The following is a 25,273-nucleotide window of genomic DNA, read 5'->3' on the forward strand; positions in this document are numbered from 1 at the left end:
CTGTTACTTGCCCACGGTAGCGATGACCTTCAGCTTGCGGTCCTCGGCAATCTCGCCAAAGCCCAGCACGTGAAGGTTGGGAATGCCGTGCCGCACGAAACGCGCGAGCATCAGACGGATGCCGTCGGACACCAGCAGCACCGCCGGCTGTCCGGCGAGTTCCTGACGGTTCGCCGACTCGCTGAGCGACTGATGCAGCCGCTCGGCGAGCCCCGGTTCCACCGGGGCCGGACCATCCCCACCTACCTGCACGGCTTTCTGCAGGATCTGTTCCAACTTCGGGTCCAGGGTGATGACCGGCAATTCATCAACTAAGCCATTGATCTGCTGAATGATCATGCGCCCGAGGCGAACACGCACCGCCGCCAGCAAGGCGTCAGCGTCCTGACTCCGCGGCCCCTGCTCCGCCAAAGTTTCGGCGATCGTGCGCATGTCGCGGATCGGCACCTGCTCGGCCAGCAGGCCCTGCAGCACGCGCACGACGGTGCGCAGCGGCAGCGTTTTCGGCACCAGATCCTGCACCACCCGTGGTGCAACCTTGCCGAGGCGGTCGAGCAGCTCCTGCACTTCCTCGTGACCGAGCAGCTCGGGCGCATGCGAGGACAGCACGTGGTTGAGGTGCGTGGCGATCACCGTCGAGGCGTCGACGACCGTGTAGCCGAGGCTCTGCGCCATCTCGCGCAGGCCGCTCTCGATCCACACCGCCGGCAGGCCGAACGCCGGATCGCGGCCCGGCGTGCCCGGCAGCTCGCCCTGCACCTGGCCGGGATTGATCGCCAGCTCGCGGTCGGGATAAACCTCGGCCTCGGCGACGCTGACGCCGAGCAGCGTGATGCGGTAGGCGGTCGGCGGCAGGTCGAGGTTGTCGCGGATGTGCACCGGCGCGATCAGAAAGCCCAGCTCCTGCGACAGCTTGCGCCGCACGCCCTTGATGCGCGCCAGCAGCTGGCCGTTCTGCGCCTTGTCGACCAGCGGGATCAACCGGTAGCCGACCTCCATGCCGATGGTGTCGATCACCGGCACGTCGTCCCAGCTGACGTCGCGCACTTCTGGCGCCGGCGCGCCGCCCTCGGCCGTCGCCCCCGGCAGAGCCGGCACGGCGCCGGGCCCGGCCGCCGCCGCACCGGCCAGCGCCGGGCGGACGCCGCTCTCGCGCTGATGGATGCGCCAGGCCAGCCAGCCGGCGCCCCCCGCCAGCGTCAGGAAGATCAGGTTGGGCATGCCGGGGATCAATCCCATCAGGCCGACGATGCCGGCCGCCACCGCCAGCGCCTGCGCCGAGCCGAACAGCTGGCTGACCACCTGCTCGCCCATGTCGGCGGCACCCGAAGCGCGGGTGACCATGATCGCCGCCGCCACCGACAAAAACAGCGCCGGGATCTGCGCCACCAGACCGTCGCCGATGGTCAGCAGCACGTAGGTCTCGGCGGCCTCGCCGATCGGCAGGCCGTGCTGGATCACACCGATCAGCAGGCCACCGATGATGTTGATGAACAGGATCAGGATGCCGGCGATGGCATCGCCACGCACGAACTTGGAGGCGCCATCCATCGAGCCGTAGAAATCCGCCTCCTGCACCACCTCGCCGCGGCGGCGCTTGGCCTCGGCCTGATCGATGACACCGGCATTGAGGTCGGCATCGATCGCCATCTGCTTGCCGGGCATCGCATCCAGAGTGAAGCGCGCGCTGACTTCCGAAACGCGCCCGGCACCCTTGGTCACCACCGCGAAGTTGATGATCATCAGGATCGCGAACACCACGATGCCGACCGCATAGTTGCCGCCGACGACGAAATGGCCGAAGGCCTCGATGACCTTGCCGGCAGCATCGCCGCCCTTGTGGCCTTCGAGCAGCACCACACGCGTCGAGGCGACGTTGAGGCCGAGGCGCAGCAGTGTGGTCACCAGCAGCACCGTCGGAAACGCCGCGAAGTCGAGCGGCCGGCGCGCGTACACCGTCGCCAGCAGCACCACCAGCGCCAGCGCGATGTTGAAGGTGAAGAACAGGTCGAGCAGCAGCGGTGGCAGCGGCACCACCATCATCATCAGCACGACGATCAGCAGCACCGGGGCGCCGAGCCCGCTGCGCGCCAGGCTGATCAGAATTTCGGTGAGCTTGTTCATCATTCGGTCCGCAGTTCCGGCGGTACCGGCACCTCAGGCATGCCGATCGGGGTCAGCGGCAGCGCCCGCTCGGCGCGCAACTGGAAGACGTAGGCCAGCACCTGGGCAACGGCGGTATACAGCGCCGTCGGGATCGCCCGGTCGAGCCTGGCGTTGTAGTAGATCGCGCGCGCCAGCAGCGGCGATTCGACCAGCGGCACGCCGTGACTGGCCGCCAGCGCGCGGATGCGCAGTGCCACCTCGTCGAGGCCGGCGGCGACCAGCAGCGGCGCGCTCATGCGCAGGCCGTCGTACTTCAGGGCCACGGCGTAATGCGTCGGGTTGATGATGACGACGTCGGCCGTCGGCACTTTGTCCATCATCCGCCGCTGGGCGAATTCCATCTGCAGGCGACGCAGCTTGCCCTTGATCTCCGGACGCCCCTCGGTGTCCTTCATCTCGTCCTTGACTTCCTGCAGCGTCATTTTCAGCTCCTTGGCGTTCTGCCAGAGCTGGTAGGGCACGTCGATCGCGGCGATCAGCAGCAGCGGCGCGGCGATCCACAGGTACAGATCGGCAAGCGTGGCTCCGGTATGGGCGATCGCCCGCGGCAGCGGCTCGGCCGACAGACCGAGCAGTTCCGGCTCGGCGTGCTGCAGCGCCACCACCGCCACCAGCGCCACCAGCGCGAACTTGGCCAGCGCCTTGAGCAGCTCGACCAGCCCGCGCACCGAGACCACCCGCTTGAGGCCGGCCAGCGGATCGAGCCGGTCCCACTTGAAGCCCATCGCCTCGGTGGAAAAATTCCAGCCGCCGATCAGCGCCGGCGTGACGACCGCCAGCCCCCACATCAGCAGCAGGAACGGCGCCAGCAACTTGAGCATCACCCACAGCGCATGGCCGAAGGCCTGCGCCGGGCGCGTCGGATCGAAGGCATCGCGCAGCTCCTGTGCGAAGCCGGCACGCATCAGCCCGAGCAGCGCCTCGATGATCGACGGCCCGAGCGCGATCAGCGCCGCACCGCCGCCGAGCGTCAGCAGGGCCGTGGTCAGCTCGCGCGAGCGCGGCACCTGGCCTTTTTCACGCGCCTGCTGCTGGCGTCGGGGCGTGGCCTCCTCGGTACGTTCCTGTCCCTGCTCGGCCATCTCAGCCTCCCGCGCGCAGCATGCCGGCGATCTGCCGGTAACCTTCGTCGAGCATGCGCGCGACCTCGGGCGCCAGCGCCGGCAGTGAGAACAGCAGGATCAGCAGGCCGAAGATCAGCGTGATCGGCAGGCCGACGGCAAAGATGTTGAGCTGCGGCGCGGCACGCGACATCACGCCGAAGGCCAGGTTGACCACCATCAGCGAGGCGATCGCCGGCAGACCGACCGACAGCGCGCCGGCGAAAATGCGCACCCCGGCTTCGGCCAGCTCACGGTAGCGCACCAGGCTCAAGCCGTCGGTACCGACCGGCAGCGCACGGAAGCTGTCGACCAGCATGCGGATCAGCACCAGATGACCGTCGAGGGCGAGGAAGATCAGCATGCCGAACATGCTGTAGAACTGCGACAGCAGCGGCATCTGCCCGCCGTTGACCGGATCGACCAGCGAGGCGAAACCGAGCCCCATCTGCGTGGCGACCACCTGGCCGGCGGTCTCCAGCGCCGCGAACACCAGACGCAGCACCAGGCCCATGAACAGGCCGATCAGCAGCTGCTGGATGAGGACGATGACGCCATCCGCTGAAAACGGCTCGATCGCCGGCGCCGGCGGCAGCAGCGGCAGCACGGCGACGGTCAGCGCCAGTGCCAGCGCCGCACGCACCCGCCGCGGCAGCACGCGCGCGCTGAACATCGGCGCCACCGACAGCAGCGCGCCGATGCGGGTCAGCGGCCACAGCAGACCGCCGATCCAGCTGGCCAGCTCGGCACTGGTGAACAGCACGGCCGTGCGCTACCCGATCAGCTGCGGGATGCTGTGGAACAGGCGCACGGTGAAATCGGTGAGCGTTTCCAGCATCCAGCCGCCGATGGCGATCAGCAGCACCACCAGCACCAGCACCTTGGGCACGAACGACAGCGTCGCCTCGTTGATCTGCGTGGCCGCCTGGAACAGGCCGACCAGCACACCGACTACCAGCGCCGCACCGAGCAGCGGCGCCGACAGCAGCACCGCGACTTCGAGCGTGCGCGTCCCCAGCGTGATCACGGTTTCGGGCGTCATCGCAGCCTCCTCAGCCGGCGCCGGCCGGCCCCTGGAAACTCGCTGCCAGCGTTCCCATGACCAGCGGCCAGCCGTCCACCAGCACGAACAGCATCAGTTTGAACGGAAAGGAAATGACCAGCGGCGACAGCATCATCATGCCCATCGCCATCAGCACGCTGGCGACCACCAGGTCGATCACCAGAAACGGGATGAACAGCATGAAGCCGATCTGGAACGCGGTCTTCAGCTCGCTGGTGACGAAGGCCGGCACCAGCAGCGAGAACGGCACCGTCTCCGGCGATTCCAGCGTATCGCGCCCGGAGAGCTTGGCGAACAGCGCCAGATCCGGCTCGCGCGTCTGCGCCAGCATGAACGCCTGCAGCGGCACGCGCGCCTTCTCCACCGCCTGCTGGAAGGTGATCTGCTCGGCCATGTACGGCTGCAGCGCCTCGTCGTTCATGCGCTCGAACACCGGTGCCATGATGAAAAAAGTCAGAAACAGCGCCAGCCCGATCAGCACCTGGTTCGACGGCGTCTGCATGGTGCCGAGCGCCTGGCGCAGCAGCGCCAGCACCACCAGGATGCGGGTGAACGCGGTCATCATCAGCAGCATCGACGGCAGCAGCGTCAGCGCCGTCATCACCGCCAGGATCTGCAGGCTGACCGACCACTCCTGACCGCCGGCGGCGGTCGGCGTCACCGTCAGCGCCGGCAGCTGCGGCGCGGCGGCGGCCAGCCCCGCCAGCGCCAGCCCAGCGAGCCCCAGCGCGCTAAGCGCGACCCGTCGAGCCGTCATGATCCTGCTCGCGCAGCGCCTGCATCGCCTGGCGAAAATCCAGCCCCGGCTCGACGACACTGCGCCGAGGTGTCGCCGCGTGATCGGTCGGCGGCGTGTGGGCCGGCGCGGCCGGGAACACATGCAGCGCGTTGACCGAATCCTGCGTCACGCCGAGCAGGATGCGCGTGCCCTGCACCTCGACCAGCACGATGCGTTCGCGGTTGCCGACCGCCAGCCCGCCGACGATCGCGATCTGCCCGGACTGGCGGCGCAGCGTCGGCAGCTGGCGCAGCAGCCAGGCCAGCAGCAGGATGACGACGATGACGCCGAGCAGACCGAGGCCGAGCTGCACCAGGGCATTGAGGTCGAAGGCCGGCGGCATCGCCGGGGCATCGGCCGCCACCGCCGCAGCCGGCAGCAGCATGGCCGCGGCGGCGGGCCGCAGGACAGGGACAGCTTTCATCAGCGCAGCCTCTTCACACGTTCCTCGGGACTGGATATCTCGGTGATGCGCACACCGAAGCGTTCATTGACCACCACCACCTCACCGCGCGCGATCAGGCAGCCGTTGACCAGAATGTCGAGCGGCTCACCGGCCGGGCGATCGAGGCGCACCACACTGCCCTGCGTCAGCTGCAGCAGTTCGCGCACGCTCAGGCGGGTGCGGCCAAGCTCCATCGACAACGTCACCGGAATGTCGAGGATCATGTCGAGATTGGCGTCACGGCGCGGCGCACCGCTGTCGCGCGGCTTCGGCTCGGTGAATTCACGCTCGAACGCCGCCGTCGACGCCGGCCCCGGCGCCTCGGCCTGCGGCTCGACAGGCGGCGGCGCTTCCGCCGCTGCCGCCTCGGCGACGGCCTCGGGTGGCGGCGCGTCGACGGCTGCCTCGGCGTCGGCCTGTGGCTTGTCTTCGTTGTCACTCACGATTCTGTCCTCCGCGGCGCCGCGTCATTGAGGTCCACCAGCCAGCGATCCACCTTCAGCGCGCGCCAGCCCTGCGTGGTGCCGTAATCCCCGTTGAGCACGCTGACGCCGTCGACCGCAAGCACCGCCTGCGGCGGAATGTCGACCGGCACCACGTCACCGACGCGCAGTGCCAGCAGCTCCTGCATGCTCAGCTCGAAACCGGCAAGCACGCAGCGCGCCTCGACCTGGGCATCGCGCAGACCAGCCTCGACCAGACGCCGCAGGCCCTCGTCGCGCACCGGATGCTCGCGCGCCAGCGACGCCATCAGCTGACCGCGCACCGGCTCGAACATCGACACCGGCAGCGCCAGGCACAGCGTGCCGCGAGTGCCGTCGATGGTCAGCTCGATCGCCGACACCGCCAGCGTCTCGGCGAGGTTGATCGCGGTGACGAAATGCGGCGTGACCTCGTGGCCGAGCAGCTCGAAATGCACCGGCAGATACGGCTTCCAGGCGCTGGCCAGCGCCCGCGCGCACAAGCCGTCGAGGCGCTGGATCATGCGCAGCTCGGCGGCGGTGAAATCCGGCCGGCTGAGTTCAGAAAACTGCGTACCGGGGCCACCGAAGTAAGCGCCGACCAGCGCGAACACCAGCGGATGATCGAAAATCAGCAGCCCCGGCCCGGCCATCGGCGCCAGGCCGATGACGTTGACCGCGCACGGCGCCTTGAGCCGGGCGACGAAATCCTGATACGCCTCGGCGCGCACTTCGAGCGGCTGCAGCTCGACGTCGCGCTGCAGCAGTTCATAGATCGCCACGCCGAGCTGGTGCGCCAGCCGGCTCTGCACCGTCTGCAGGATCGGCAGAATGCCGGCCAGCACGTTGTCCGGATTGCTCAGGTCATAGGGGCGCACTTCATCGTCGAACGCCGCATGCGCGCGTGCCGCCGACAGCCGGCCGTCGGCGACGCTCTCCATCAGCGCCTCCAGCTCGTCCTGAGACAGCAAGCCTTCACTCGACATGGCGCTACTGCATCACGAAGTTGGTGAAGTACACCTCTTCGATGCCCGGCGAGCCGGATTCCTCGATCAGAATCTTCTGGATCGTCTCCAGCACCTTCTTCTGCAGCGATTCCTTGCCGGTCGGCGACTCCAGATCGGCGAAGCTCTGCCCGGCGAAAAGGATGATCAGCTGATGGCGGATCTGCGGATCGTTTTCCTTGACCAGATCGAGCGCGTGCTTGTCCCGCGCCATCACCGACAGGCTGATCTGCACATAGCGCAACACCCCGTCCTGGTCGAAGTTGACGACAAACGGCGGATCGAGCGGCTGATACTGCGCCGGCCCGCTCGGCCGCGCCACCACCACCGGGGCATGCGCCGCCGCGCCGTGCGCCGCCGGTGCCTCACCGCCTTCACCGGCCGCCGCCCCCGGCAATTTCAGCAGGCCGAGGAAGAACAGTGCACCCAGCGTCCCGCCCAGCACCACCACCACCACCAGCACGATGATCAGGATCAGTTTGCCCTTGCCACCACCGGCCGGGGCCTCGGCCTTGGCCTCTTCTTTCTTCGCCATGGATTAGGAATTCCTTCGCTGCAAACTGGCCGCACCACCGACGGATGCCGGGCCCTGAATTGCCTGTGCCGAGCGCACACCACTGCGCGCCGGCAGGCGATTGCATACGCCCTGCCAACGCGGCAGACACCTTAGCCGCTCGGCACCGGCATTGGCTATGCCATGACACCGGCTGTATCGGCACTGCCCGCTCAGACGTAGTGATCGACGCCACCCAGCAGCGTGCGCACCGGCACGTTCAACACCTCGGCCACGGCTTCACCCTGCGTACCGCGCCCGCGCCAGCCCTGTCCCTGCTGGCCGCCACCGGCACCGCCGCCGTCGGCCATCGAGAATCCCTGCCGCGACTGCGAGGACTGTTCGCCGACGTGGGTCTGGCCGAGCTGCACGCCCTGCGCGCCGAGCAGATCGCGCAGACGCGGCAGGCTCGCTTCCAGCGTGTCGCGCACCTGCGGATCGTGGGCGAAGAAGCTGACGCTGGCCTGCGCGTCGTGCATTTCCAGATGGATTTCCACCGGCCCGAGGTGTGCCGGCGAAACGCGGATGGCGGCCTGCTGATCGCCGGTCTGCACCATCTGCATCAGATGTTGGCCCAGCAGCGGCGCCCAGGCCCGCGCGTTCGCCGCCGGCAGCGTCGTCTGTGCAGTCTGCGTCTGTGCAGTCTGCTGCGTCGCCGTGACCGCCGACGTAGCCGCCGGACCGGCCGTGCTTGCGGCCAGGGTGCCGTGGCCGTTCGCGGATTCACCACCGTCGACAATCGACTCCGCCGCGCCCGCCACCAGCCGCGCCGCGCCGTTCACGCCGGTATCCGCTCCGAGCTCAGGCGCCGTCGCCCCGTGCCCGGCGACGTTCTGACCGGCCGGCGCGGCCGTCACCTTCTGCGCCTCCCCGCCCGCCGGCGCAGTGGCCTGCGCGGCATCGGCGAGCGTGGCCGCCCGTCCCGCCGCGGCCGAGGCAACGCCGTGCAGGCGCGCAGCGAGTCGCGGACTGCCGGAGCCGGTCTCAGCGGCGGCCGGTGCCGCCGCGCCGAGCGCACTGGCAAACGCCTGCGTGCGCAGCAGCGGATCGGCCATCGCCTGCGTGCCCGCCGGTGCCGCCGCAGCGACATCATCGCTTGACTCGACCGCGGCCGCCTCTTGCGCGGCCCGCGGCCGCGCGGCATCGGCATCGGCGGTCTTATTGCCGCTGGCGCGACGCGCAGCCTCGCCAGCCCCCGGCGCAGCCGCGTGTACGGCGGCGTCCGCGGCCGGCCCCGTGGGGAGCGCGGTTTCAGCGGATGCCGATGCAGCCTCAGCGTCCGGCGTCCGCGTGGCGGCTGCCCGAACGGTCGTTGCCGTGGCGGCGGGAACCGTCTCGGGCCGTGCAGTCGGCGGCGACGCGCTCGGCGTCGCCTGCACCGCCGCCTCATCGAGCCGCTCGCTGCGGGCCTGCTCGACGGCGGCGGCCGGGGCCGCAGTCGCGGCTGGGGTCGCAGGGGTCGCCGTAGCCGCCGCGGGCTGCGCCTTTGCCTCGGCTGGCTGTGCCGCCGCTGTCGATGCCTCTGCGGCGGGCGCTGTTGCCTTCGGCGCATCCGCCGCCGGCGTCGTCACAGCGGCCGTCCCGGCTGGCGTCCGTTCGACGCTTTGCCGGCCGCTGGCCGCCCGCCCGACCGGTGCCGAGCGCACTTCAGCGGCTGCCGCCGGCGCAGGGGTTGTGCTCGCCTCGACGGCAGCCTGTGCGGTCACCGGCGTCGGGGCCGCTGTCGGCGACGTCCCCGGCGCGGTACCCGCCGGCCGGCGCGGCGTGGCCGTCGTGGTCGCCTCGGCAACGGGCTGTTCGTGAATCGGTGCCTCGTACTCCGCGGGCGAGGCCTCGGCAGTGGGCTCGTCCGCCATCTCGCTGGGATCGACGGGCGCTGCCGTGCCCGGTTGCGGTCTGCCCGCCGCCTTGAGCGCAGCGCTCGCTGCAGCCTCCGGCGTCGGCGCGGGCAGCGATTGCGTGGCCGCTGCGGCCGCCGGCTCGCCGGCCGGCGGCGCCGGCGGCGGAGCGACCAGACCGAGGTCGACCAGCGCCTGCATCGTGGCCGCGTCACGCGCCGACGGGCTGTCATCATCGACCGCGTCCGCGGACGGTTGCGCCGGGTCGGGCTGGCTGGCGGCAGTATCCGTGCGCGGCCGGCGCGCCGCGGTCGCCGACGGGGCGCGCACGTCGACCGTGCCGGCGGCGTCGCCAGCGGCAGCGGTGTCGACTTCCTGACGGCCGCCGGCGGCCGGCGCCCCATGCGCCGCCGGGCGGCTGTCGGCCATCAGCTGCTCGAACCCCGCCGCCGGCGCCGGTGTCGTCGAGGCACTGGCAGGCGCGACGGCCGGCGTGGCGGCCAGCGGTAGATCGAGAGCGACGCTTGCGTTCATGGTTTTCCTCCAAGGGTGACGCTGCCGCGTCGGGCCGCCGGCAAACCGGCGGCACTCGCTCAGTCGTGTTCGTCGTGCCGGCGCTGGCGGTGACGACTGGCGGCGAATTCATCGTTCTCCGCCTGTTCCCGCCGCCCTTCCTGACGACGCACTTCATCGCGGTACTGCTCGACGACGCCATCGAGCGCCTGGGCGCGGGCGCGGCTGGCGAGCCAGCGCTTGCGCAGGTTCTCGGTCTCCAGCGTCAGAATTTCGACGTGTTTGCGTGCCTGTTCGATGTTGGAGTCGAGTCCGGCGATGAATGCGTGGTAGTCCTGCACACGGCGTGCCGACAGCCCGTTGCGGCCGTCGCTGTAGAAGCGCTCGATGTATTCGCTGCGAAACTGCTGCAGCTGACCGACGCGCGCGCGCTGCGTCTGCAGGCGCGACTGGGCGTTGTGCAGCATGCGCGCCGCCTCGTCGACGTGATCGTGGGCCAGATCGACCGCCGGGCTCAGCTGGCGGATGCGTTCGCGGCTCATTCGGGCACCTCGCTGCCGAGCAGCGCTTCGAGCTGTGCCAGTCCGCCGGCATAGTCGACGCACTCGGCGACGCCCTGCATCAGGAACTCGCGCAGCCGCGGGTAATAGGCGATCGCACGGTCGACCGCCGGGTTGGAGCCGGCGACGTAGGCGCCGACGTTGATCAGGTCACGGTGCTGCATGTAGTTCGAGTAGATGTCCTTGAAGCGGCGGGCCAGCGCCAGCTGGCGCGGCGTGGTCACCTGCGGCATCACGCGCGAGATCGAGGCTTCGATGTCGACCGCCGGGTACTGGCCGCTCTCGGCCAGCCGCCGCGACAGCACGATGTGTCCGTCGAGGATGCCGCGCGCGGCGTCGGCGATCGGGTCGTTGGTATCGTCGCCCTCGGTGAGCACGGTGTAGAGCGCGGTGATCGAGCCGCCGCGCTCGTCGTTGCCGGCGCGCTCGACCAGCGCCGGCAGCAGCGCGAACACCGACGGCGGATAGCCCTTGGTCGCCGGCGGCTCACCGATCGCCAGAGCGATCTCGCGCTGCGCCTGGGCAAAGCGCGTCAGCGAATCCATCAGCAGCAGCACCCGCCGCCCCTGGTCGCGGAAATGCTCGGCGATGCGCGTCGCCAGCGCGGCGCCGTGCAGGCGCTTGAGCGGCGGATCGTCGGCCGGTGCGGCGACGACCACGGCGCGCACCATGCCTTCGGCACCGAGGATGTCCTGGATGAATTCCTGCACCTCGCGGCCGCGCTCGCCGATCAGGCCGACGACGATGACCTCCGCCTCGGTGAAGCGCGTCATCATGCCGAGCAGCACCGATTTGCCGACGCCGGTGCCGGCGAACAGGCCGATGCGCTGGCCGCGGCCGACGGTGAGCAGGCTGTTGATCGCCCGCACGCCGACATCGAGCGGCTCGCGGATCGGCCGCCGCTGCAGCGGATGCAGACGTCGGCCGCTGAGCGGCTGACGGCGCACGCCGAGCGGCGGCGGATAGCCGTCGAGCATCTGGCCGTTGCCGTCGAGCACGCGACCGAGCAGCTCGTCGCCGAGCGGCACCGTCGCCACGCCGCCGCTCGGCACCACCCGCGCCAGCGGCGCCAGGCCGTGCATCTCGCCACTCGGCATCAGGAACACGCGCTCGCCGGCAAAGCCGACCACCTCGGCATCGACCGCCGCCCGGCCGGGGCTGACGATGCGGCAGTGCGCGCCGATCGGCGCCACGCAGCCGACCGCCTCCAGCGTCAGGCCGACGATGCGCGTCAGCCGCCCTTCGACCACCAGCGGCGGCACCTCGTCGAGCCGCTCGCGGCGCTGGCGCAGGCGCGCACGCAGCGCCTCGCGCCAGACCGGCGCCGGCGCAGCGCCCGCGGGATCGGGCGTCGCGGTGTCGTCGGTGTCAGCGTTCATCGCCCGCCTCCTCGCCGCGCGCGCTGCCGAGCAGCGTGGCGACGACCTTGCCGAGACGGGTCTCGACGCTGGCGTCGATGTGCGAATGCTCGGCATTGAGCTGGCAGCCGCCGCGGCTGAGCGTCGGGTCTTCGAGCAGCCGCCAGTCCTCACCGCCGAGGCCGAGTTCGCGCACCAGCGCGGCATCCTCCGGGTGCAGGCGGATCTCGATGCTGCGATTGGCGACCGGCAGCAGCGGCACCGCCTCGCGGATCACGGCGACGATCTCGCCAGGCGCGGTGCGCAGCTCGCGGCGCACCAGCTGGCGGGCGATCGCCACCACCAGCGTCAGCAGATCCGCCTCCAGCTCGGCATCGAGCGTTTGCAGCGGTCGCGCCAGTTCACGAGCCAGCTCATCGAGCAGCGCCAGCCGCCCGTTCAGCTCGGCCTCGGCGCGCGCCGCCGCGGCGGCGGCACCGTCGGCCTCGCCACGCGCCAGCCCCTCGGCGTGACCGGCGGCAAAGCCCTCGGCGTGACCGGCGCTCAGGCCCTCGGCGTGGCCGGTGCTCAGGCCTTCGGCATGGCCGGCCGCGTAGCCTTCGCTGCGCCCGGCCGCCTCGCCCTCCTGACGGCCCTGCTCCAGCCCGGTCTGATAGCCCTCGGCCTGTGCCGCCTGCTGGATCGCCTCGATCTCTTCGAGCGTCGGCAGCCGCGGCAGCGGCTCGTTCAGCTCGGGGGCCGGCTGCGGCGCCGGCGGCGCATCGAAGCCCGGCAGCTCCCAGCGCGACGGCGTGCCGACGTCGTCGCGCGGGATGATGCGCTCAGACATAGCCGCCACCGCCCTGGCCCAGGTTCAGATCGCCGGCCTCGGCCATGCGCTTGGCGACGTTCATGATTTCCTTCTGCGCCGCCTCGACGTCGGCCAGCCGCACCGGGCCCATCGACTCCAGATCGTCGCGCATCATCTCCGCCGCGCGCTTGGACATGTTCTTGAGGATCTTTTCCTTGACCGCGTCGTCGGCGCCGCGCAGTGCCACCAGCAGATTCTCCGAGGAGATCTCGCGCAGCAGGTTCTGGATGCCGCGGTCGTCGACGTTGAGCAGGTGGTCGAACACCACCATCAGATCCTCGATGCGCGTCGCCAGCTCCTCGTCGACGCCCTTGATCTTATCCAGCAGAGTGGCGCCGACACCGGTGTCGAGGCCGTTGAGCATCTCCGCGGCGCGCTTGGGTCCGCCGACGCGGAAGCTGGCGGCGGCGTTGATGTTGCGCATCACCTGCTTTTCGATGACTTCGTTGAGCTCGCCGATCGCCGCAGTCGGCACCGCATCGAGCCGTGCCACGCGCAGCAGCACGTCGTGGCGCAATGCCTCGGGCAGCAGATTGAGCACCTCGGCGGCCTGGCCGGCTTCGAGGTAGGACATCACCAGCGCGATGATCTGCGGGTGCTCACGCTTGAGGCCGGCGGCGACCGCCGCGGCCTCCATCCACTTCAGCGCCTCGACGCCGGTGGCACCGGCTTCGTTGAGGATGCGCTCCATCACCGTCTTCGCCTTGTCGCGACCGACGGCGCGGGTGAGCACGTTCTTCATGAAGTCATGCGTGTCGATCGGGATCTGGTTCTGGTTGACCAGCTCGTCGTTGAACTGCGCGACGATGCCGGCGACCTGCTCGCGATCGACGCTGTGCAGACTGGCCATCGCCGTGCCCAGGCGATGCATCTCGCGGGCGTCGAGCTGCTTGAGCACCTCGGCGGCGTATTCCTCGCCGAGCGCCATCAGCAGCACGGCGACACTGTCAGTTCCGGTCAGGGCGGCGGAATCACTCATGGCGGCTCAAGCCTCGGCGGCTTCTTCTTCCTCGGACGCGGCGGCCGGCGTCACCGGCAAGGCACCGCGGTTCATCCAGCCGCGCAGCAGGTAAACGGCGCGCTTGGGGTCTTCACTGACCAGTGCGCGGGCGATGCGCAGGTTCTCTTCGAGCTTCTCGATCGCCTCGGCATTGACCGGCCTGGGGATCGTCACCGGCGCCGGCCCGGCCGGCGCCGCGGCGGCCAGCGCCTGACCGGCGGCCGACAGCTGCACCGCGGCCTCATCCTCATCGCCATCGCGCACGGCAACGGCGTTCTCGGCGGCGGCCTCGCCACCGCCCGCCGCCTCGGCGGGCGCCGCCAGCGCGGTGCCGGGCGCGGCTTCAGCGGGAGTTGGCAGCGCCGCCGGCGCCGGCGGTGGCGGCAGCAGGCGCTTCATCAGCGGACGCAACACCAGCAGCATGAAGACGATGGCGACCAGTGCCGCAAGACCCCATTTGACCAGCTCGATGAACCAGTCCTGACGCCAGAACGGCAGCAGGTTCGGATCGAAGGGCGTGGTTGCAAAAGTTGCGTTCATGACGTTCACCGTATCGCCGCGCTGGGCGTCGAAGCCAACCGCTTCCTTGACCAGTGCCGTCAGGCGATCCAGTTCCTCCTGGCTGATCGGCATGCGTGCCACGGTACCCGACTCATTGATACCGATGCGATCGTCGAGCACCACCGCGACCGAAACCCGGCGCACGCGGCCCGGTGCGGCGCGCACATGGCTGATGGTTTTGTCGAGCTCATAGTTGCGGGTGACCTCGCGGCGGCTGCGCTGCGGGCGGCTGCCGTCGGCGGCGGCCTGCGCGTCGGTCTGATTGGCCCCGGCAGCGGCCGCGGCGGCGGCCTGCGCCGGCAGCTGGCCGTTCGCGCTCTGCCCGCCACCGGGCTGCGCCGGGGCGTTCGGCGCGTTGCCCTGCGGCTGCGCCGCCGGGGCGCCGGGCGCCTGCTGCGGGGCGCTCGCCACGCCGGGCGGCTGGTTCGACAGCGCGCCGGGAATGCCGGCCGGATTCGGCCGGGCGTTGTTCTCATCGAGCGTCTGCTCGCTGCGCACCATGCGATCGGGGTTGCGCGGGTCGTAGGCTTCGGTGGTTTCCTCGCGGCTGCTGAAGTCCATGTCCAGCGCCACCTGCGCCCGCACCTTGCCGGCACCGAGGATCGGCATCAGCAGGTCTTCGATGCGGCGCACGTAATTGCCTTCGAGCCGGTTCTGGTACTCCATCTGGTCCATGTTCAGGCCGAGCTGGCTGCCGGCCGGGCGCGTCAGCAGATTGCCGGCCTGATCGACCACCGACACCTGCTCGGCGGCCAGCCGCGGCACGCTGCTCGACACCAGATGCACGATCGCCGCGACCTGGCCGGCGTCGAGCACCCGCCCCGGCTGCAGCTGCACCATCACCGAGGCCGACGGCGCCTGCTGATTGCGCACGAACACCGTGTCCTTGGGGATCGCCAGATGCACGCGGGCATTGGCCACCGCGCCGATGCTCATGATCGAGCGCGCCAGCTCGCCCTCCAGCGCGTGCTGGTAGCGGGCGTTTTCCATGAACTGGCTGGTGCCGAAGCCGTTGTGCTGCTCCATCGCCTCGAAGCCGGCGGTGGCGCCGCGCGGCAGGCCCTGTGCGGCGAGCTTCAGGCGCAGCTCGTGGACGCGCTCGGCCGGCACCATCAGCGCGCCGCTGTCGCGATCGACGCGATACGGCACCTGCGCCTTGGCCAGCGCCTCCATCACCTGTCCGGCATCGGCCTCGGCGAGGCCCGCATACAGCGTCTGGTATTCGGTGCGGTTGGCCCACAGCGCCAATGCCACCACCAGCGCAAACAAGGCGATGGCGGCGGCGATCGCGCCGTACATCAGCGGCCCGGGGGTGCGCACGCGCTGCAGCAGCGCGCGTGCATCGAAGCCCCGGGCGGGGACCTCGCTGGTCGCCTCTGCCGGGCCGGGCAGGGTTGGCTCGTTCACGACCGCGTCTCCGGCTCAGTTACAGCGGCATGTTCATGATGTCCTGGTACGCCGCCACCAGCTTGTTGCGTACCTGCATTGTGGTCTGAAACGCCAGCCGTGCCTTCTGCATGTTGATCATCACTTCCGGTAGGTCGGTGCCGTCGCCGAGCTCGAAGCCCTTGGCCAGCTGCGCCGCGTGGTCCTGCCGGGCACTGACCGCGTCGAGCGCCCCTTTGAGCGCGGCGGCGAAATCCCCGCCCGAGCCCGCCGCACCGGCGACAGTGACATCCCCCGCCTCGCCGGCGCCGGCGGAGCGGGCCGCGGCATGCAGAGCGGACAGTGTGGTGTTCATGCTGAGCGGATTCATGGCAGCTGCCTCCCTTCAAGCGGCATCACGGGTCGGATCGAGCACCGTCGGCACGCGCAGACACACCTGGCCGCTGGCCAGATCGCCTTCCAGCTCGGCCTCGTGCGTGCGGGCGACGATCGCCGCCACCGGCTCGGCCAGCGGCAGTACCAGCGCCGGCGCAAAGCCGCCGGGGCCGACACGCCGGCATTCCAGGCGCAGAGACCCCTCGCGCCCGCGGCCGACGCGGATATCGATGCGCGCACCGCGCGCCAGCCAGGATTCGGCGATTGCCTGCAGCATCGTGGTCAGCGCCTGCGGATGGCACAGCACCTCGGTGTCCGGCTCGTCGGCACTGATCGCCAGCGTGCTGCCGGTCGCCGCCAGCCGCGGCGCCAGGCTGCGCGCAAACTGCGCCACCAGCCCTGCCAGCGGCTGCGGCTGCCGCTCCAGATCACCGCCGCGCACGCAGATCAGCAGCTGGCGGATCATCGCTTCGAGCTGCTGCAGGCGCTCAAGCAGCGCGCCTTCTTCCTGCATCAGCGGTTCGGACGCCGGCAGTTCCTCGAAACGCGCCGGGTCCGGCGAACTGACCATCTCGGCCACCCGCGCCATCATCCGCCCGAGGTTCTCGATGCGCTCCAGACGTCGTGCACGTTCGGCCGCATCCGCGTCCGTCGACTCGCCAGCTGCGTCGAGCGGCACCGGGTCGATGTGGTTGTCTGGATTCATGGCGGTGCTCCCCGCGGTCGCCTGCCGAGCGTTGATTCGCTCCCGCCATGCCTACAGCAAGACCCGCACCACCCTTGTTTTATCAATTAAAATCAAATAGATGAATCATAAAGTCGAAAATTTGACACCCGCTTGCCCGCTACCCGCGATCAGGCAGTGTCAAACATTCGACTCCTGCCGCGCGCCGTTCGCCAGCCACGGCGGCAGCGCCGCCAGCGAGTCGAGCACGGCCAACGGCGCCGCCGCCTGCGGCGTGCCGTAGCCATACGCCACGCCAACGAAGGCGAGTCCCTGCGCCGCGGCGGCGTGGCCGTCCTCGGCGGTATCGCCAACGTAGAGGCAGTCCTGCGCATTCAAGCCGTGCTCGGCGAGCACCGCGCCGATCACCGCCGCCTTGTCGGCGAGCGGCGGCTGATAGGCGTCGGCGGCATGTACACCCTCGAAGTACGCCGCAACGCCCAGGTATTCGAGGATCAGCCGCGTCGGCGCGATGCGCTTGTTGGTGACGATGAACAAGCGGTGCCCCGCCGAGCGCAGGGCCGCCAGCGTCGCCTGCAGGGCCGCATAAGGCCGCGTCGCCTTGTAGCCGGCACTGTCGTAAGCCTGCCGGAACGCCGCCGCCAGCCGATCCAGCGTCGCCGCCTCGTCGCTACCGGCGATCAACGCCAGCGTCTGTCGCAGCGGCGGCCCGATCAGATGTGCATCCAGCGCCATCCGCGGCGGCACTGCGCAGGCGGCGAACGCCAGGCGATAACTTTCGAGAATGCTCGGCGCGGAATCGATCAGCGTGCCATCGAGATCAAACAGCACGGCCACAGGCGAAGCAGACATCGGCGGGACTCCACGCAGGTTTGCAAAGCGCGCACCTTAGCGCAGAGGCCGACGGGGTGGCAGGCGGATGGCTTCGGTCACGGCCCGGAGGCGGCGCGCACGCGGATGCGCTACCGCTTGCCCCCGCCGCCGGGTCCGCTCAGGCGTCGACGCCGTCGCAGTCGCCGGCCTTCAAGCCGTACTTGCGGATTTTTTCAACGAGCGTGGTGCGGCGCATCTTGAGCAGGCCGGCGGCGTGGGCGACGACGCCGCTGGATTCTTCCAGCGCGCTCTGGATCAGGCGGGTTTCGAGTTCCGAGAGGTACTGCTTGAGGTCGAGGCCGCCGGCCGGCAGGTGCAGCTCGTCGACCGCCGGCGGCAGCGCGGCGCCGGCCATCGACTGCGCCGGCAGCGCGGCGGTGGATGCGATCAGTGCATCGGCGGGATCGGCTTCACCTTCGGCGGCGTCGATCTGGAACTTGCAGGGCAGATCCTCGACGTCGATCGTGCCGTTGCCATGCAGGATCGCCAGGCGTTCGACCAGATTGGCCAGCTCACGCACGTTGCCCGGCCAGGCGTAACGGCACAGGCAGCGCAGCGCCGCCGGCGCCAGCGTCATGCAGATGCCGGACTGCCCTTCCTGGCGGCGCAGCAGCTCGTCGATCAGCAGCGGCAGATCACTGATGCGCTCGCGCAGCGGCGGCACGTCGATCGGGAAGACATTGAGCCGGTAGAACAGGTCCTCACGGAACAGCCCCTGCGCGATCTGGGTTTCGAGGTTGCGATGGGTGGCGGCGATGATGCGCACGTCGGCCTGCAGCGGCCGGCTGCCGCCGATGCGCTCGAAGGTGCGCTCCTGCAGCACGCGCAGCAGCTTGACCTGCATCGGCAGCGGCATGTCGCCGATTTCATCGAGAAACAAGGTGCCGCCCTCGGCGAGTTCGAAGCGGCCGCGGCGCGCGGTGATCGCGCCGGTGAAGGCACCCTTCTCGTGGCCGAACAGCTCGCTTTCGAGCAGATTTTCCGGGATCGCGCCGCAGTTGACCGGCACGAACGGTCCTTTCTGCCGCTTCGAGTAGTAATGCAGGTTGCGCGCGACGACTTCCTTGCCGGTGCCCGATTCGCCGAGGATCAGCACCGTCGCCTCGGAGGGCGCGACGCGCTCGATCAGCCGGCGCACGCCTTCGATGCCGTGGCTGTTGCCGACCAGCGCGCGGAACAGCTCGGGATTGGAACGCGCGGCCGGCGCGCTGCGCCCCGGACCGTTGCGCAGTTCACTGAGCTGGCTGAGCACTGCGGCAAGCGCGCTCTGGCGCAGCGGTCGGCCGAGCGCGAACACGCCGGGCTCGGCCAGCGCCGAGGGGATTCGCGTCGGCTCACCGATCAGCACCAGCGGCAGCTGGGCATGGCGTTCCCGCAGCTCGAAGGCGCATTCGAGCAGCGCCTTTTCATCATCGTCGCGTTCGAGGAAAACAATTGTTGCGCCGCGCAGATCGAGCGTCCCGTTGAGCAGAGCAGAGCGCTCGGCGATCAGGACCGACATGTTCTCGTCGTAGAACTCAAGCACACCCTTGGTAGCCAGGGCGCGGCTCAGCTCATCATCAATGATGACTGCATGGGTATTCATGGACTGCCTGTGGCATTGGCGGGAAAACGGCTCAGCGGAGCCACCAAAAGCGCCAGCGCGACGTCCCATGTGCGCGGTCAATGAAAAGACAATAACAGCGCAGGCGATGCGGTCAACGCCCGTTGCGCCGCCGCTGCGCCACCGCCCGCCGGTGCCAGACGAACACCAGGCGCCGCAGTTCATCGCGCAAACCGTCGTCGAGACCGGCAAATTCCAGGCGCACGCCCCCCTGCGCCGCCGGCCGCGCGAAGCCGCACAGACACAGCGGGTCCGGGTAACGCGGATCGAGATACAGCGAGATCTGCAGCGGGCCGGCAGGCGCCTCGGCGGCTGGCATCCAGCGCAGCGCCGCCGCCGACAGCCAGACGCGGCAGACAGCAGGCAGCGTGACGCCGGTAGCGAGCAGACGGCCGAGCAGTTCGAGCACCAGGTCGAGCTTGCGCTCCAGGCGCACACCGTCGCCGAGCGGTCGTTCGCTCGGGTCTTCGCCGGTTTCGGCAGCCCCCAGTGTCAGCGGGCGCAGACGGCGCAGCAGCTCGAAGGCGGCCTGCGCCTGCTGCGCCAGCTGTTCGTCAGCCGGCAGCGCCGGCAGGCTCTGCCAGGCCAGCGGCAGACTGAGCTCCAGCTCGAATTCGTCACCGGCAGCGTCTGCGTCGTCCATCGTTCAGCGTCCTGCGTATGCCCGCCGTGCCTGCGCCCCGCGCATCAGCCCGCGCAGGCGTTCACCGATGGCGTCGCGCGCGCCGCCGATGCGAGCCTGCAGCGCCTCGCTGGCCTGCTGTTCGGTATCGATGAAACGGTGCACCGCCTCGGCCGGCACGCCCGCGGGTACCGGAAACAGCGAGGTCAGCAGCTGCCGGCGCTCGCTGCACGCGGCTTCGATCGCGGCAAGCGCCGGTTCGGCGTCGGTTTGCGTCATCAGCTCGTCGAGCCGGCGGTCGAGCGCGCGCACGCGCTCGCAGGCGCTGTGCCATTCCGCCGCGTTCATGCCGCCTGGCCGATGCCGTCCCAGCCTTCCTTGACCTCGTGCAGCAGACGCGCGCACTCATCGAGCATCGCCTCGCTCGCCTCCAGATTGGCCTGCAGCAGGCGGCGCTCGACGTAGTCGTAGAGCGCTTCGAGGTTTGCCGCGACCTCGCCGCCGGCCTCGAAGTTGAGGCTGCTGCGCAGCGCGCTGACGATGTCGACGGTCTTGCCGATGGCGGTGCCACGCGCGGCGACCTGGCCGCTTTCGAGCGCGCGGCGGGCGACGGCGATGCGCTCCAGCGCACCGTCGAGCAACAGCTGGATCAGCCGGTGCGGTGAGGCGTCCTCGACGGAGCTGACGGTATTGACGCGGGCGTACTGCGCTAGGGCTTGCTGGGCGGAGGTCATGATCGATGGGCTCCCGGGGGGACGTTCAACTGCTGGAACTGCTCGAGCTGGTCCACGCATCGAGCTGCTGGGTCAGGTAGTTACTGGTGGCCTGGAGCTGGGCCATGACCACGTCGAGGCGCTCGAACTGCTTGCGGTAGCGTTCTTCGAGCGTGGTCATGCGGTCTTCGAGCGCCGTGCGCTGATCCTCGATGCGGGTGCCCTCGGCGCTGAGGGCATCGCTCTTGAGCTGGATCGCGCCGTCGCTGGCGAGCATGTCGTCGAGCAGGCTGCTGAACAGATCGCCGAAGCCGCGGGTGAAGGTCACACTGCCGCGATCGCCGGTACCGCTGCCGGAGATGTCCAGCCGCAGTCCGGCGGCATCACCGGTGCCGATCAGCGCCCGGCCGCTGCCGGTGGCGGCAACCCCGCCGATGCTGCCGGCGATGTCGGTGCCGGTGGTCGAACTGGCACCGCTCAGGCCGAAGGCACTCGCCGCCGTGCCGCTGGCCGCCGTCACCTTGGAGGCGCTGCCGTAGCGGTTGGAGGTGATGACCAGATGGTCGTTGTCCCAGCTGACGCTGACGCCGACGCCGCTGGCCTTGAACTTGGCGTCGCCGTTGATGCGCGTCTGCAGCTGCGCGGCCAGATCGGCGCCGCTGGCGTAGCTGCCCTGGGTCAGCGTGATGGCATTGCTGCTGACGCCGTCGACGCTGAGCGTCAGGCTGTCATTGCTCGAATCGATGGTGAACGGTGCCGAACTGCCCAGCGCACTGCCCGTCATCAGCCCGCGGCTGGCCTCGGCACTGACGTTGACGGCATAGGTGCCGGCCTTGGTCTCGCTGGTCGACAGCGCCACGTTGACGCGGCTGTCGGTGGCCGTGCCAGCGGCGAGGAACAAGCCGGCGACAGCGTCGGCATTGCTGTTGAGCGCCGTGGTCAGCGCCTCGGTATCGAGCGTCAGCGTGCCGTCTTTCTGCAGTGAAATACCGACCGATTTCAGGCTGTTGTAACTGCTGTTGCTGCTGCTGGCGAGGGTCGACGTCAGCAGGCCGCGCAAGCGGTGACTGACCGCGAGGATCGTCGAATCGCCGATCAGCGGTGCACCCTTTTCCTGTTCGGAGTCGTAGCCGGAGGCCGACTGGATCGCCGAGGCCACCGAGTTGTAGGCATCGACGAAGGCACCGAGCGCATCGACCACCTGATTGTCATCGCGCTCGATGGTCACCGTCGTCGCGCTGCTGGTGGTCTGCTTGAGCGTCAGCGTCAGGCCGGTGACGGCACTGCCGACGACATTGCTGGCACTGGTCAGCGCCAGACCGTCGACGCTGAACTTGGCGTCCTGCGCGCTGACCACGTGACTGAGGTTGGCACCGCTGCCGGCGGCGGCGGTCGGGTCCCAGGCCAGCTGCGACAGGCCGCTGGCGTCCGTCGAATTTCCGTCGCTGTCGGCAACGGCGATCTTGATGGCGTTCGCCGCACCGCTGTCATCGCCGGCGATGACCAGGCGCTGACCGCTGGCATCGCCGACGATCGAAGCCGTCACCCCGGCATCGGCGGCGTTGATCGCATCGCGGATGCCGGCCAGCGTGTTGTTGGTCGAATCGATGGTGATGCTGGTGGTCGGCTGATCGGCATTGGCGGTGAAGGTGTTGCCGGTCGCATCGTAGCTGCCGAAGGAGATCGTCAGCGTGCCGCTGCCGACGCTCTCGAAAGCGTTGGAGAAGCTCGCCGTCGCCAGCTTGTCGGTCTGCGCCAGCTGATCGACCTTGACCGCATAGCTGCCGGGCTGCGCGAGTCGGGAAGCCGTCACCGCCAGCGCATCGCTGTTGCCGACGCTCGCGGTGCGCGTCTGGAAGGTCGTGGTACGACTCAGTGTCTTCGAGGCCGTCTGCAGGTCGGCGAGCGCCGACTTGACGGTGCCGAGCACCGAAATGCGCGACTCATTGAGCGTGCTGGCACTGTCGAGACGCGCCGTCGGTGCCTTGCGCTCGGCCGCCATCAGCTGCGTGAGCAGGCTGCTGACGTCGAGATTCGAACCGATGCCGATCGATGAGATGCTGGCCATGAGCGCTCTCCCGCGTGGAGTGACGGAATTTCGTCACACCTGGGCGTGAACGAGGTACCCCTCGTCTCCCTCACGCAAATGGCGCGCCAACGCCAGCAGCTCTTCGGAGGGAATCTGACGGATGACCTCATTCTTCTCGGTGTCCATCACTTTGATGACGACGTAGCCGCTGCCATCGTCGCGACTGAACTGCAGTGAACGGTGTGACGCCTGCAGATGCTCGTTGACCAGCTGCATGGCCGCCTGCAGCTCGTCCTCGCTGCCCGCACCCTGCTCCGCCGACGTGCCGCTGCCGGCGTCCACCTGCCTGCCGGCGGCCTTGACCGCGTCAGCCGGCGCGACCGCATCGGCCCGAGTACGCGAATCGGCAGTCGTGGCCGACTGTACCGCGTGCTCGTATCCACCCGTCGCGGGTGTGATGCTGACTGACATGACCCACCTCCCGAATGGCCGAAAGCCCGGAGGAGCAGACGTGCGCCCCCGGGCCATTCGTGGCGAGGCTTTAGCTTAGCCTCGGTTCGCCTTGCGGATCAGCGCAGCAGACTGAGCACGTTCTGCGACAGCTGGTTGGCCTGGGCAAGCATCGCGGTACCGGCCTGCTGCAGGATCTGGTTCTTCGACAGACTGGCCGTCTCCGAGGCGAAGTCGGCGTCCTGGATACGCGAGCGGGCGGCGGTCAGGTTCTCGGAGTTGGTCGCCAGACTGTTCAGCGTCGAGCCGAAGCGGTTCTGCACGGCACCGAGTGTCGAACGCGTGGCGTCCACCGATTTGATCGCGTTGTCGATCGAGGTGATCGCCTTGTTCGCCCCGTCCACCGTCGAGATGTCGAGCTCGGACAAGGCCTGTCCGGTCTTGGTCTCGCCGTAGGTACCGACACCCAGGCCGCTGTTGGCGACACCGGTATTGACGTCGGTGGTACCGGCGGAAATCTCGATCGCGCTCGCCGAACTCAGCGTGTAGGTACCGAAGCCGGTCGACGCCGTGGTCGCGGTGACGCCGGTGGCCGCTGCGGTGACGGTATTCAGCGTGACCGTGATGTTGCGCCCGTCGGCCGCGACCAGCTTGACACCGTTGGTGCCGTCGTCGATGGCGGTGACACCGGTACGACCCTGCACGGCGTTGATCGCCGAGATCACCGCGGTACGCGACGCCGAGTTGTCGGTGCCACTGGTGGTGATCGTCGCCGTGGTCACACCGTTGATGGTGATGGTGCCGCTCAGCGACGCCGCGGTCATCGACGTACCGGCCAGCTGGTTGGTATTGACCGTCGCCGTCACGCCGGTCTGCCCGCTGATGCGATTGATCGCGGCAGCCTTGGCGATGGCGCTGCCGGCCTGACCGCTGACCGAGGCGGTATCGTCGGTGGACTTGGAGGCACCGACCAGCACGCCGTTGATCGAGAAGTCACCGGTGGTCAGCGAGGTGCCGTTATTGCTGACCGTCGACACCTTGGCGACCTGCGCCTCATAGGTACCGGCCGCGAAACCGGCATTGGTACCCAGCGAGTTGGTGGTACCGCCCTGGATGGTGATCGCCTTGTCGGAGCTCAGCGACACCGTACCGTAATTGGTGCCTGCCGCCTGGACGCCGGTGGCCGCGGCCGTCAGGGTGCCGAAGCTGACGGTGATGTTGCGACCGTCCGCCGCCACCAGCTGCACGCCGGCGTTGTCGAGGCCGGTATCGACCGCGGTGACGCCGGTCTGGCCGGCAATCGCGTTGATCGCCTGCACCACCGCCGCACGGCTGACCGCCGCATCGCCGGTGGTCGAGAAGGTCGAAGTGGTCACGCCATTAATGGTGATCGTGCCCGACAGCGAGGCCGCGGTCATGTTGGTGCCTTCGGCGACGTTGACATCGACCGTCGCGGTGACACCGCTCTCCCCGCTCTTGGCATTGATCGCAGCCGCCTTGGCGATCGCGCTCGCCGCCTGGCCGCTGAACGAAGCGTTATCCGTGGACGCCACCGACGGGCCGATCAGCACGCCGTTGATGACCAGGTCGCCATTGCCGATGGCATTGCTGGTGGCCTGCGAGCTCACCGACACGGCATCGCTGACACCGAGCTTGGCGGTGGTGGCGGCGTTCATCGAGAAGCTGATGGTCTCGCCGACGTTGGCACCGACCTGGAAGGTCGCGCCGCTGAAAGTACCGTCGAGCAGCTTGGTGCCGTTGAAGTTGGTCTGCGTCGCCGAGCGGTCGATTTCCGCCAGCAGCTGACCGGCTTCCTGCTGCAGCGCGGCGCGGTCGGTATCGCTGTTGGTCGAGTTCGCCGACTGCACCGCCAGCTCACGCAGACGCTGCAGGTTGTTGGTGATCTCGCCGAGCGCGCCTTCAGCCGTCTGCGACAGCGAGATACCGTCGTTGGCGTTGCGCGTGGCCTGATCGAGACCCTTGATCTGTGAAGTGAAACGGTCGGAAATCGCCAGTCCCGCCGCGTCGTCCTTGGCGCTGTTGATGCGCATGCCGGACGACAAGCGCTGCAGGGAGGTCTGCAGGGCGCTCTGCGAGGAATTCAGATTGCGCTGGGCGTTCAGCGAGGGGATGTTGGTGTTGATGTACTGGGGCATGACTGCGTTCCTCTGAAGCAGATTCCGGAATGGACGTCGCCATCCATCAGCGTTCCGGCGCCCCTTAATCTGAGCTGCGCCGAGCGCCTTCGAAGACAGGTATCGGCATGCCGGTGCGGAACTTGAGCAGT

General features: G+C 69.2%; 25 protein-coding genes. All 25 read right to left on the reverse strand.

What is annotated here, in order from left to right:
* Positions 1–3: 3 nt before the first annotated feature.
* Positions 4–2,124: a flagellar biosynthesis protein FlhA gene (flhA, locus tag C7443_RS06440; protein WP_110018029.1), complete on the reverse strand. Its 2,121-nt coding sequence runs from the start codon at positions 2,122–2,124 to the stop codon at positions 4–6.
* Positions 2,124–3,248 carry a flagellar biosynthesis protein FlhB gene (gene flhB, locus C7443_RS06445; RefSeq protein ID WP_110017776.1) on the reverse strand — a complete coding sequence of 375 codons (1,125 nt, stop codon included), beginning with the start codon at positions 3,246–3,248 and terminating at the stop codon, positions 2,124–2,126. The genes flhA and flhB overlap by 1 nt, the downstream gene beginning before the upstream one ends.
* A 1-nt stretch (position 3,249) precedes the next feature.
* Positions 3,250–4,029: a flagellar biosynthetic protein FliR gene (fliR, locus tag C7443_RS06450; RefSeq protein WP_110017777.1), complete on the reverse strand. Its 780-nt coding sequence runs from the start codon at positions 4,027–4,029 to the stop codon at positions 3,250–3,252.
* 9 nt (positions 4,030–4,038) lie between these two features.
* Entirely contained in the window at positions 4,039–4,308 is a 270-nt protein-coding gene (gene fliQ / locus C7443_RS06455) for a flagellar biosynthesis protein FliQ (RefSeq protein ID WP_110017778.1), read from the reverse strand.
* Between the two features lie 10 nt (positions 4,309–4,318).
* The gene (fliP, locus tag C7443_RS06460; protein WP_110017779.1) at positions 4,319–5,086 is read right to left on the reverse strand and encodes a flagellar type III secretion system pore protein FliP; all 768 of its coding nucleotides are present in this window, start codon (positions 5,084–5,086) and stop codon (positions 4,319–4,321) included.
* Positions 5,061–5,531 carry a flagellar biosynthetic protein FliO gene (gene fliO, locus C7443_RS06465; protein WP_110017780.1) on the reverse strand — a complete coding sequence of 157 codons (471 nt, stop codon included), beginning with the start codon at positions 5,529–5,531 and terminating at the stop codon, positions 5,061–5,063. The genes fliP and fliO overlap by 26 nt, the downstream gene beginning before the upstream one ends.
* Positions 5,531–5,995 (reverse strand): flagellar motor switch protein FliN, encoded by a 465-nt coding sequence (gene fliN / locus C7443_RS20365; protein ID WP_246004578.1) that lies wholly within the window; start codon positions 5,993–5,995, stop codon positions 5,531–5,533. The genes fliO and fliN overlap by 1 nt, the downstream gene beginning before the upstream one ends.
* The gene (locus tag C7443_RS06475) at positions 5,992–6,999 is read right to left on the reverse strand and encodes a flagellar motor switch protein FliM (RefSeq protein ID WP_110017781.1); all 1,008 of its coding nucleotides are present in this window, start codon (positions 6,997–6,999) and stop codon (positions 5,992–5,994) included. Before C7443_RS06475 ends, fliN begins: the two co-directional genes overlap by 4 nt.
* 4 nt (positions 7,000–7,003) lie before the next feature.
* Positions 7,004–7,552 carry a flagellar basal body-associated FliL family protein gene (locus tag C7443_RS06480; RefSeq protein ID WP_110017782.1) on the reverse strand — a complete coding sequence of 183 codons (549 nt, stop codon included), beginning with the start codon at positions 7,550–7,552 and terminating at the stop codon, positions 7,004–7,006.
* 191 nt (positions 7,553–7,743) lie between these two features.
* Positions 7,744–9,942, reverse strand: coding sequence for a flagellar hook-length control protein FliK (locus tag C7443_RS06485; protein WP_110017783.1), 2,199 nt, complete (start codon positions 9,940–9,942; stop codon positions 7,744–7,746).
* A 59-nt stretch (positions 9,943–10,001) separates the two neighbouring features.
* On the reverse strand, positions 10,002–10,463 hold the full coding sequence (fliJ, locus tag C7443_RS06490) for a flagellar export protein FliJ (RefSeq protein ID WP_110017784.1): 462 nt from the start codon (positions 10,461–10,463) through the stop codon (positions 10,002–10,004).
* Complete coding sequence (fliI, locus tag C7443_RS06495; RefSeq protein WP_110017785.1) at positions 10,460–11,860, reverse strand: flagellar protein export ATPase FliI; 1,401 nt, start codon at positions 11,858–11,860, stop codon at positions 10,460–10,462. Before fliI ends, fliJ begins: the two co-directional genes overlap by 4 nt.
* On the reverse strand, positions 11,850–12,668 hold the full coding sequence (locus tag C7443_RS06500; protein ID WP_110017786.1) for a flagellar assembly protein FliH: 819 nt from the start codon (positions 12,666–12,668) through the stop codon (positions 11,850–11,852). Before C7443_RS06500 ends, fliI begins: the two co-directional genes overlap by 11 nt.
* Positions 12,661–13,668: a flagellar motor switch protein FliG gene (gene fliG / locus C7443_RS06505; protein WP_110017787.1), complete on the reverse strand. Its 1,008-nt coding sequence runs from the start codon at positions 13,666–13,668 to the stop codon at positions 12,661–12,663. Before fliG ends, C7443_RS06500 begins: the two co-directional genes overlap by 8 nt.
* 6 nt (positions 13,669–13,674) lie before the next feature.
* Positions 13,675–15,657 carry a flagellar basal-body MS-ring/collar protein FliF gene (fliF, locus tag C7443_RS06510; protein ID WP_110017788.1) on the reverse strand — a complete coding sequence of 661 codons (1,983 nt, stop codon included), beginning with the start codon at positions 15,655–15,657 and terminating at the stop codon, positions 13,675–13,677.
* 19 nt (positions 15,658–15,676) lie between these two features.
* On the reverse strand, positions 15,677–15,991 hold the full coding sequence (fliE, locus tag C7443_RS06515; RefSeq protein ID WP_110018031.1) for a flagellar hook-basal body complex protein FliE: 315 nt from the start codon (positions 15,989–15,991) through the stop codon (positions 15,677–15,679).
* A 30-nt stretch (positions 15,992–16,021) separates the two neighbouring features.
* Positions 16,022–16,717, reverse strand: a complete 696-nt coding sequence (locus C7443_RS06520) for a hypothetical protein (RefSeq protein WP_110017789.1) — start codon at positions 16,715–16,717, stop codon at positions 16,022–16,024.
* Between the two features lie 159 nt (positions 16,718–16,876).
* A complete protein-coding gene (locus tag C7443_RS06525; RefSeq protein WP_110017790.1) occupies positions 16,877–17,548 on the reverse strand; it encodes an HAD family hydrolase in 672 nt (223 codons plus the stop codon).
* A gap of 139 nt (positions 17,549–17,687) precedes the next feature.
* Positions 17,688–19,154, reverse strand: a complete 1,467-nt coding sequence (locus C7443_RS06530) for a sigma-54 interaction domain-containing protein (protein ID WP_110017791.1) — start codon at positions 19,152–19,154, stop codon at positions 17,688–17,690.
* Positions 19,155–19,266: 112 nt separating this feature from the next.
* Positions 19,267–19,815: a PilZ domain-containing protein gene (locus C7443_RS06535; protein ID WP_110017792.1), complete on the reverse strand. Its 549-nt coding sequence runs from the start codon at positions 19,813–19,815 to the stop codon at positions 19,267–19,269.
* Positions 19,816–19,818: 3 nt separating this feature from the next.
* Positions 19,819–20,142 carry a hypothetical protein gene (locus tag C7443_RS06540; RefSeq protein ID WP_110017793.1) on the reverse strand — a complete coding sequence of 108 codons (324 nt, stop codon included), beginning with the start codon at positions 20,140–20,142 and terminating at the stop codon, positions 19,819–19,821.
* Positions 20,139–20,528 (reverse strand): flagellar export chaperone FliS, encoded by a 390-nt coding sequence (gene fliS / locus C7443_RS06545; RefSeq protein ID WP_110017794.1) that lies wholly within the window; start codon positions 20,526–20,528, stop codon positions 20,139–20,141. Before fliS ends, C7443_RS06540 begins: the two co-directional genes overlap by 4 nt.
* A gap of 25 nt (positions 20,529–20,553) precedes the next feature.
* Positions 20,554–22,575, reverse strand: a complete 2,022-nt coding sequence (fliD, locus tag C7443_RS06550; RefSeq protein ID WP_110017795.1) for a flagellar filament capping protein FliD — start codon at positions 22,573–22,575, stop codon at positions 20,554–20,556.
* 33 nt (positions 22,576–22,608) lie between these two features.
* The gene (locus C7443_RS06555) at positions 22,609–23,007 is read right to left on the reverse strand and encodes a flagellar protein FlaG (RefSeq protein ID WP_170123516.1); all 399 of its coding nucleotides are present in this window, start codon (positions 23,005–23,007) and stop codon (positions 22,609–22,611) included.
* Between the two features lie 98 nt (positions 23,008–23,105).
* Positions 23,106–25,142 (reverse strand): flagellin N-terminal helical domain-containing protein, encoded by a 2,037-nt coding sequence (locus tag C7443_RS06560; protein ID WP_110017797.1) that lies wholly within the window; start codon positions 25,140–25,142, stop codon positions 23,106–23,108.
* Positions 25,143–25,273: the final 131 nt, after the last annotated feature.

This window comes from Plasticicumulans acidivorans, from assembly GCF_003182095.1.
Classification (GTDB): domain Bacteria; phylum Pseudomonadota; class Gammaproteobacteria; order Competibacterales; family Competibacteraceae; genus Plasticicumulans; species Plasticicumulans acidivorans.

Excerpts from the sequence above, each read along its gene's own strand:
- flhA (WP_110018029.1), bottom strand. The coding sequence starts at position 2,124 with ATGAACAAGCTCACCGAAATTCTGATCAGCCTGGCGCGCAGCGGGCTC.
- flhB (WP_110017776.1), bottom strand. The coding sequence starts at position 3,248 with ATGGCCGAGCAGGGACAGGAACGTACCGAGGAGGCCACGCCCCGACGC.
- fliQ (WP_110017778.1), bottom strand. The coding sequence starts at position 4,308 with ATGACGCCCGAAACCGTGATCACGCTGGGGACGCGCACGCTCGAAGTC.
- fliP (WP_110017779.1), bottom strand. The coding sequence starts at position 5,086 with ATGACGGCTCGACGGGTCGCGCTTAGCGCGCTGGGGCTCGCTGGGCTG.
- fliO (WP_110017780.1), bottom strand. The coding sequence starts at position 5,531 with ATGAAAGCTGTCCCTGTCCTGCGGCCCGCCGCCGCGGCCATGCTGCTG.
- C7443_RS06475 (WP_110017781.1), bottom strand. The coding sequence starts at position 6,999 with ATGTCGAGTGAAGGCTTGCTGTCTCAGGACGAGCTGGAGGCGCTGATG.
- C7443_RS06480 (WP_110017782.1), bottom strand. The coding sequence starts at position 7,552 with ATGGCGAAGAAAGAAGAGGCCAAGGCCGAGGCCCCGGCCGGTGGTGGC.
- C7443_RS06485 (WP_110017783.1), bottom strand. The coding sequence starts at position 9,942 with ATGAACGCAAGCGTCGCTCTCGATCTACCGCTGGCCGCCACGCCGGCC.
- fliJ (WP_110017784.1), bottom strand. The coding sequence starts at position 10,463 with ATGAGCCGCGAACGCATCCGCCAGCTGAGCCCGGCGGTCGATCTGGCC.
- fliI (WP_110017785.1), bottom strand. The coding sequence starts at position 11,860 with ATGAACGCTGACACCGACGACACCGCGACGCCCGATCCCGCGGGCGCT.
- C7443_RS06500 (WP_110017786.1), bottom strand. The coding sequence starts at position 12,668 with ATGTCTGAGCGCATCATCCCGCGCGACGACGTCGGCACGCCGTCGCGC.
- fliG (WP_110017787.1), bottom strand. The coding sequence starts at position 13,668 with ATGAGTGATTCCGCCGCCCTGACCGGAACTGACAGTGTCGCCGTGCTG.
- fliE (WP_110018031.1), bottom strand. The coding sequence starts at position 15,991 with ATGAACACCACACTGTCCGCTCTGCATGCCGCGGCCCGCTCCGCCGGC.
- C7443_RS06520 (WP_110017789.1), bottom strand. The coding sequence starts at position 16,717 with ATGAATCCAGACAACCACATCGACCCGGTGCCGCTCGACGCAGCTGGC.
- C7443_RS06525 (WP_110017790.1), bottom strand. The coding sequence starts at position 17,548 with ATGTCTGCTTCGCCTGTGGCCGTGCTGTTTGATCTCGATGGCACGCTG.
- C7443_RS06530 (WP_110017791.1), bottom strand. The coding sequence starts at position 19,154 with ATGAATACCCATGCAGTCATCATTGATGATGAGCTGAGCCGCGCCCTG.
- C7443_RS06535 (WP_110017792.1), bottom strand. The coding sequence starts at position 19,815 with ATGGACGACGCAGACGCTGCCGGTGACGAATTCGAGCTGGAGCTCAGT.
- C7443_RS06540 (WP_110017793.1), bottom strand. The coding sequence starts at position 20,142 with ATGAACGCGGCGGAATGGCACAGCGCCTGCGAGCGCGTGCGCGCGCTC.
- fliS (WP_110017794.1), bottom strand. The coding sequence starts at position 20,528 with ATGACCTCCGCCCAGCAAGCCCTAGCGCAGTACGCCCGCGTCAATACC.
- fliD (WP_110017795.1), bottom strand. The coding sequence starts at position 22,575 with ATGGCCAGCATCTCATCGATCGGCATCGGTTCGAATCTCGACGTCAGC.
- C7443_RS06555 (WP_170123516.1), bottom strand. The coding sequence starts at position 23,007 with ATGTCAGTCAGCATCACACCCGCGACGGGTGGATACGAGCACGCGGTA.
- C7443_RS06560 (WP_110017797.1), bottom strand. The coding sequence starts at position 25,142 with ATGCCCCAGTACATCAACACCAACATCCCCTCGCTGAACGCCCAGCGC.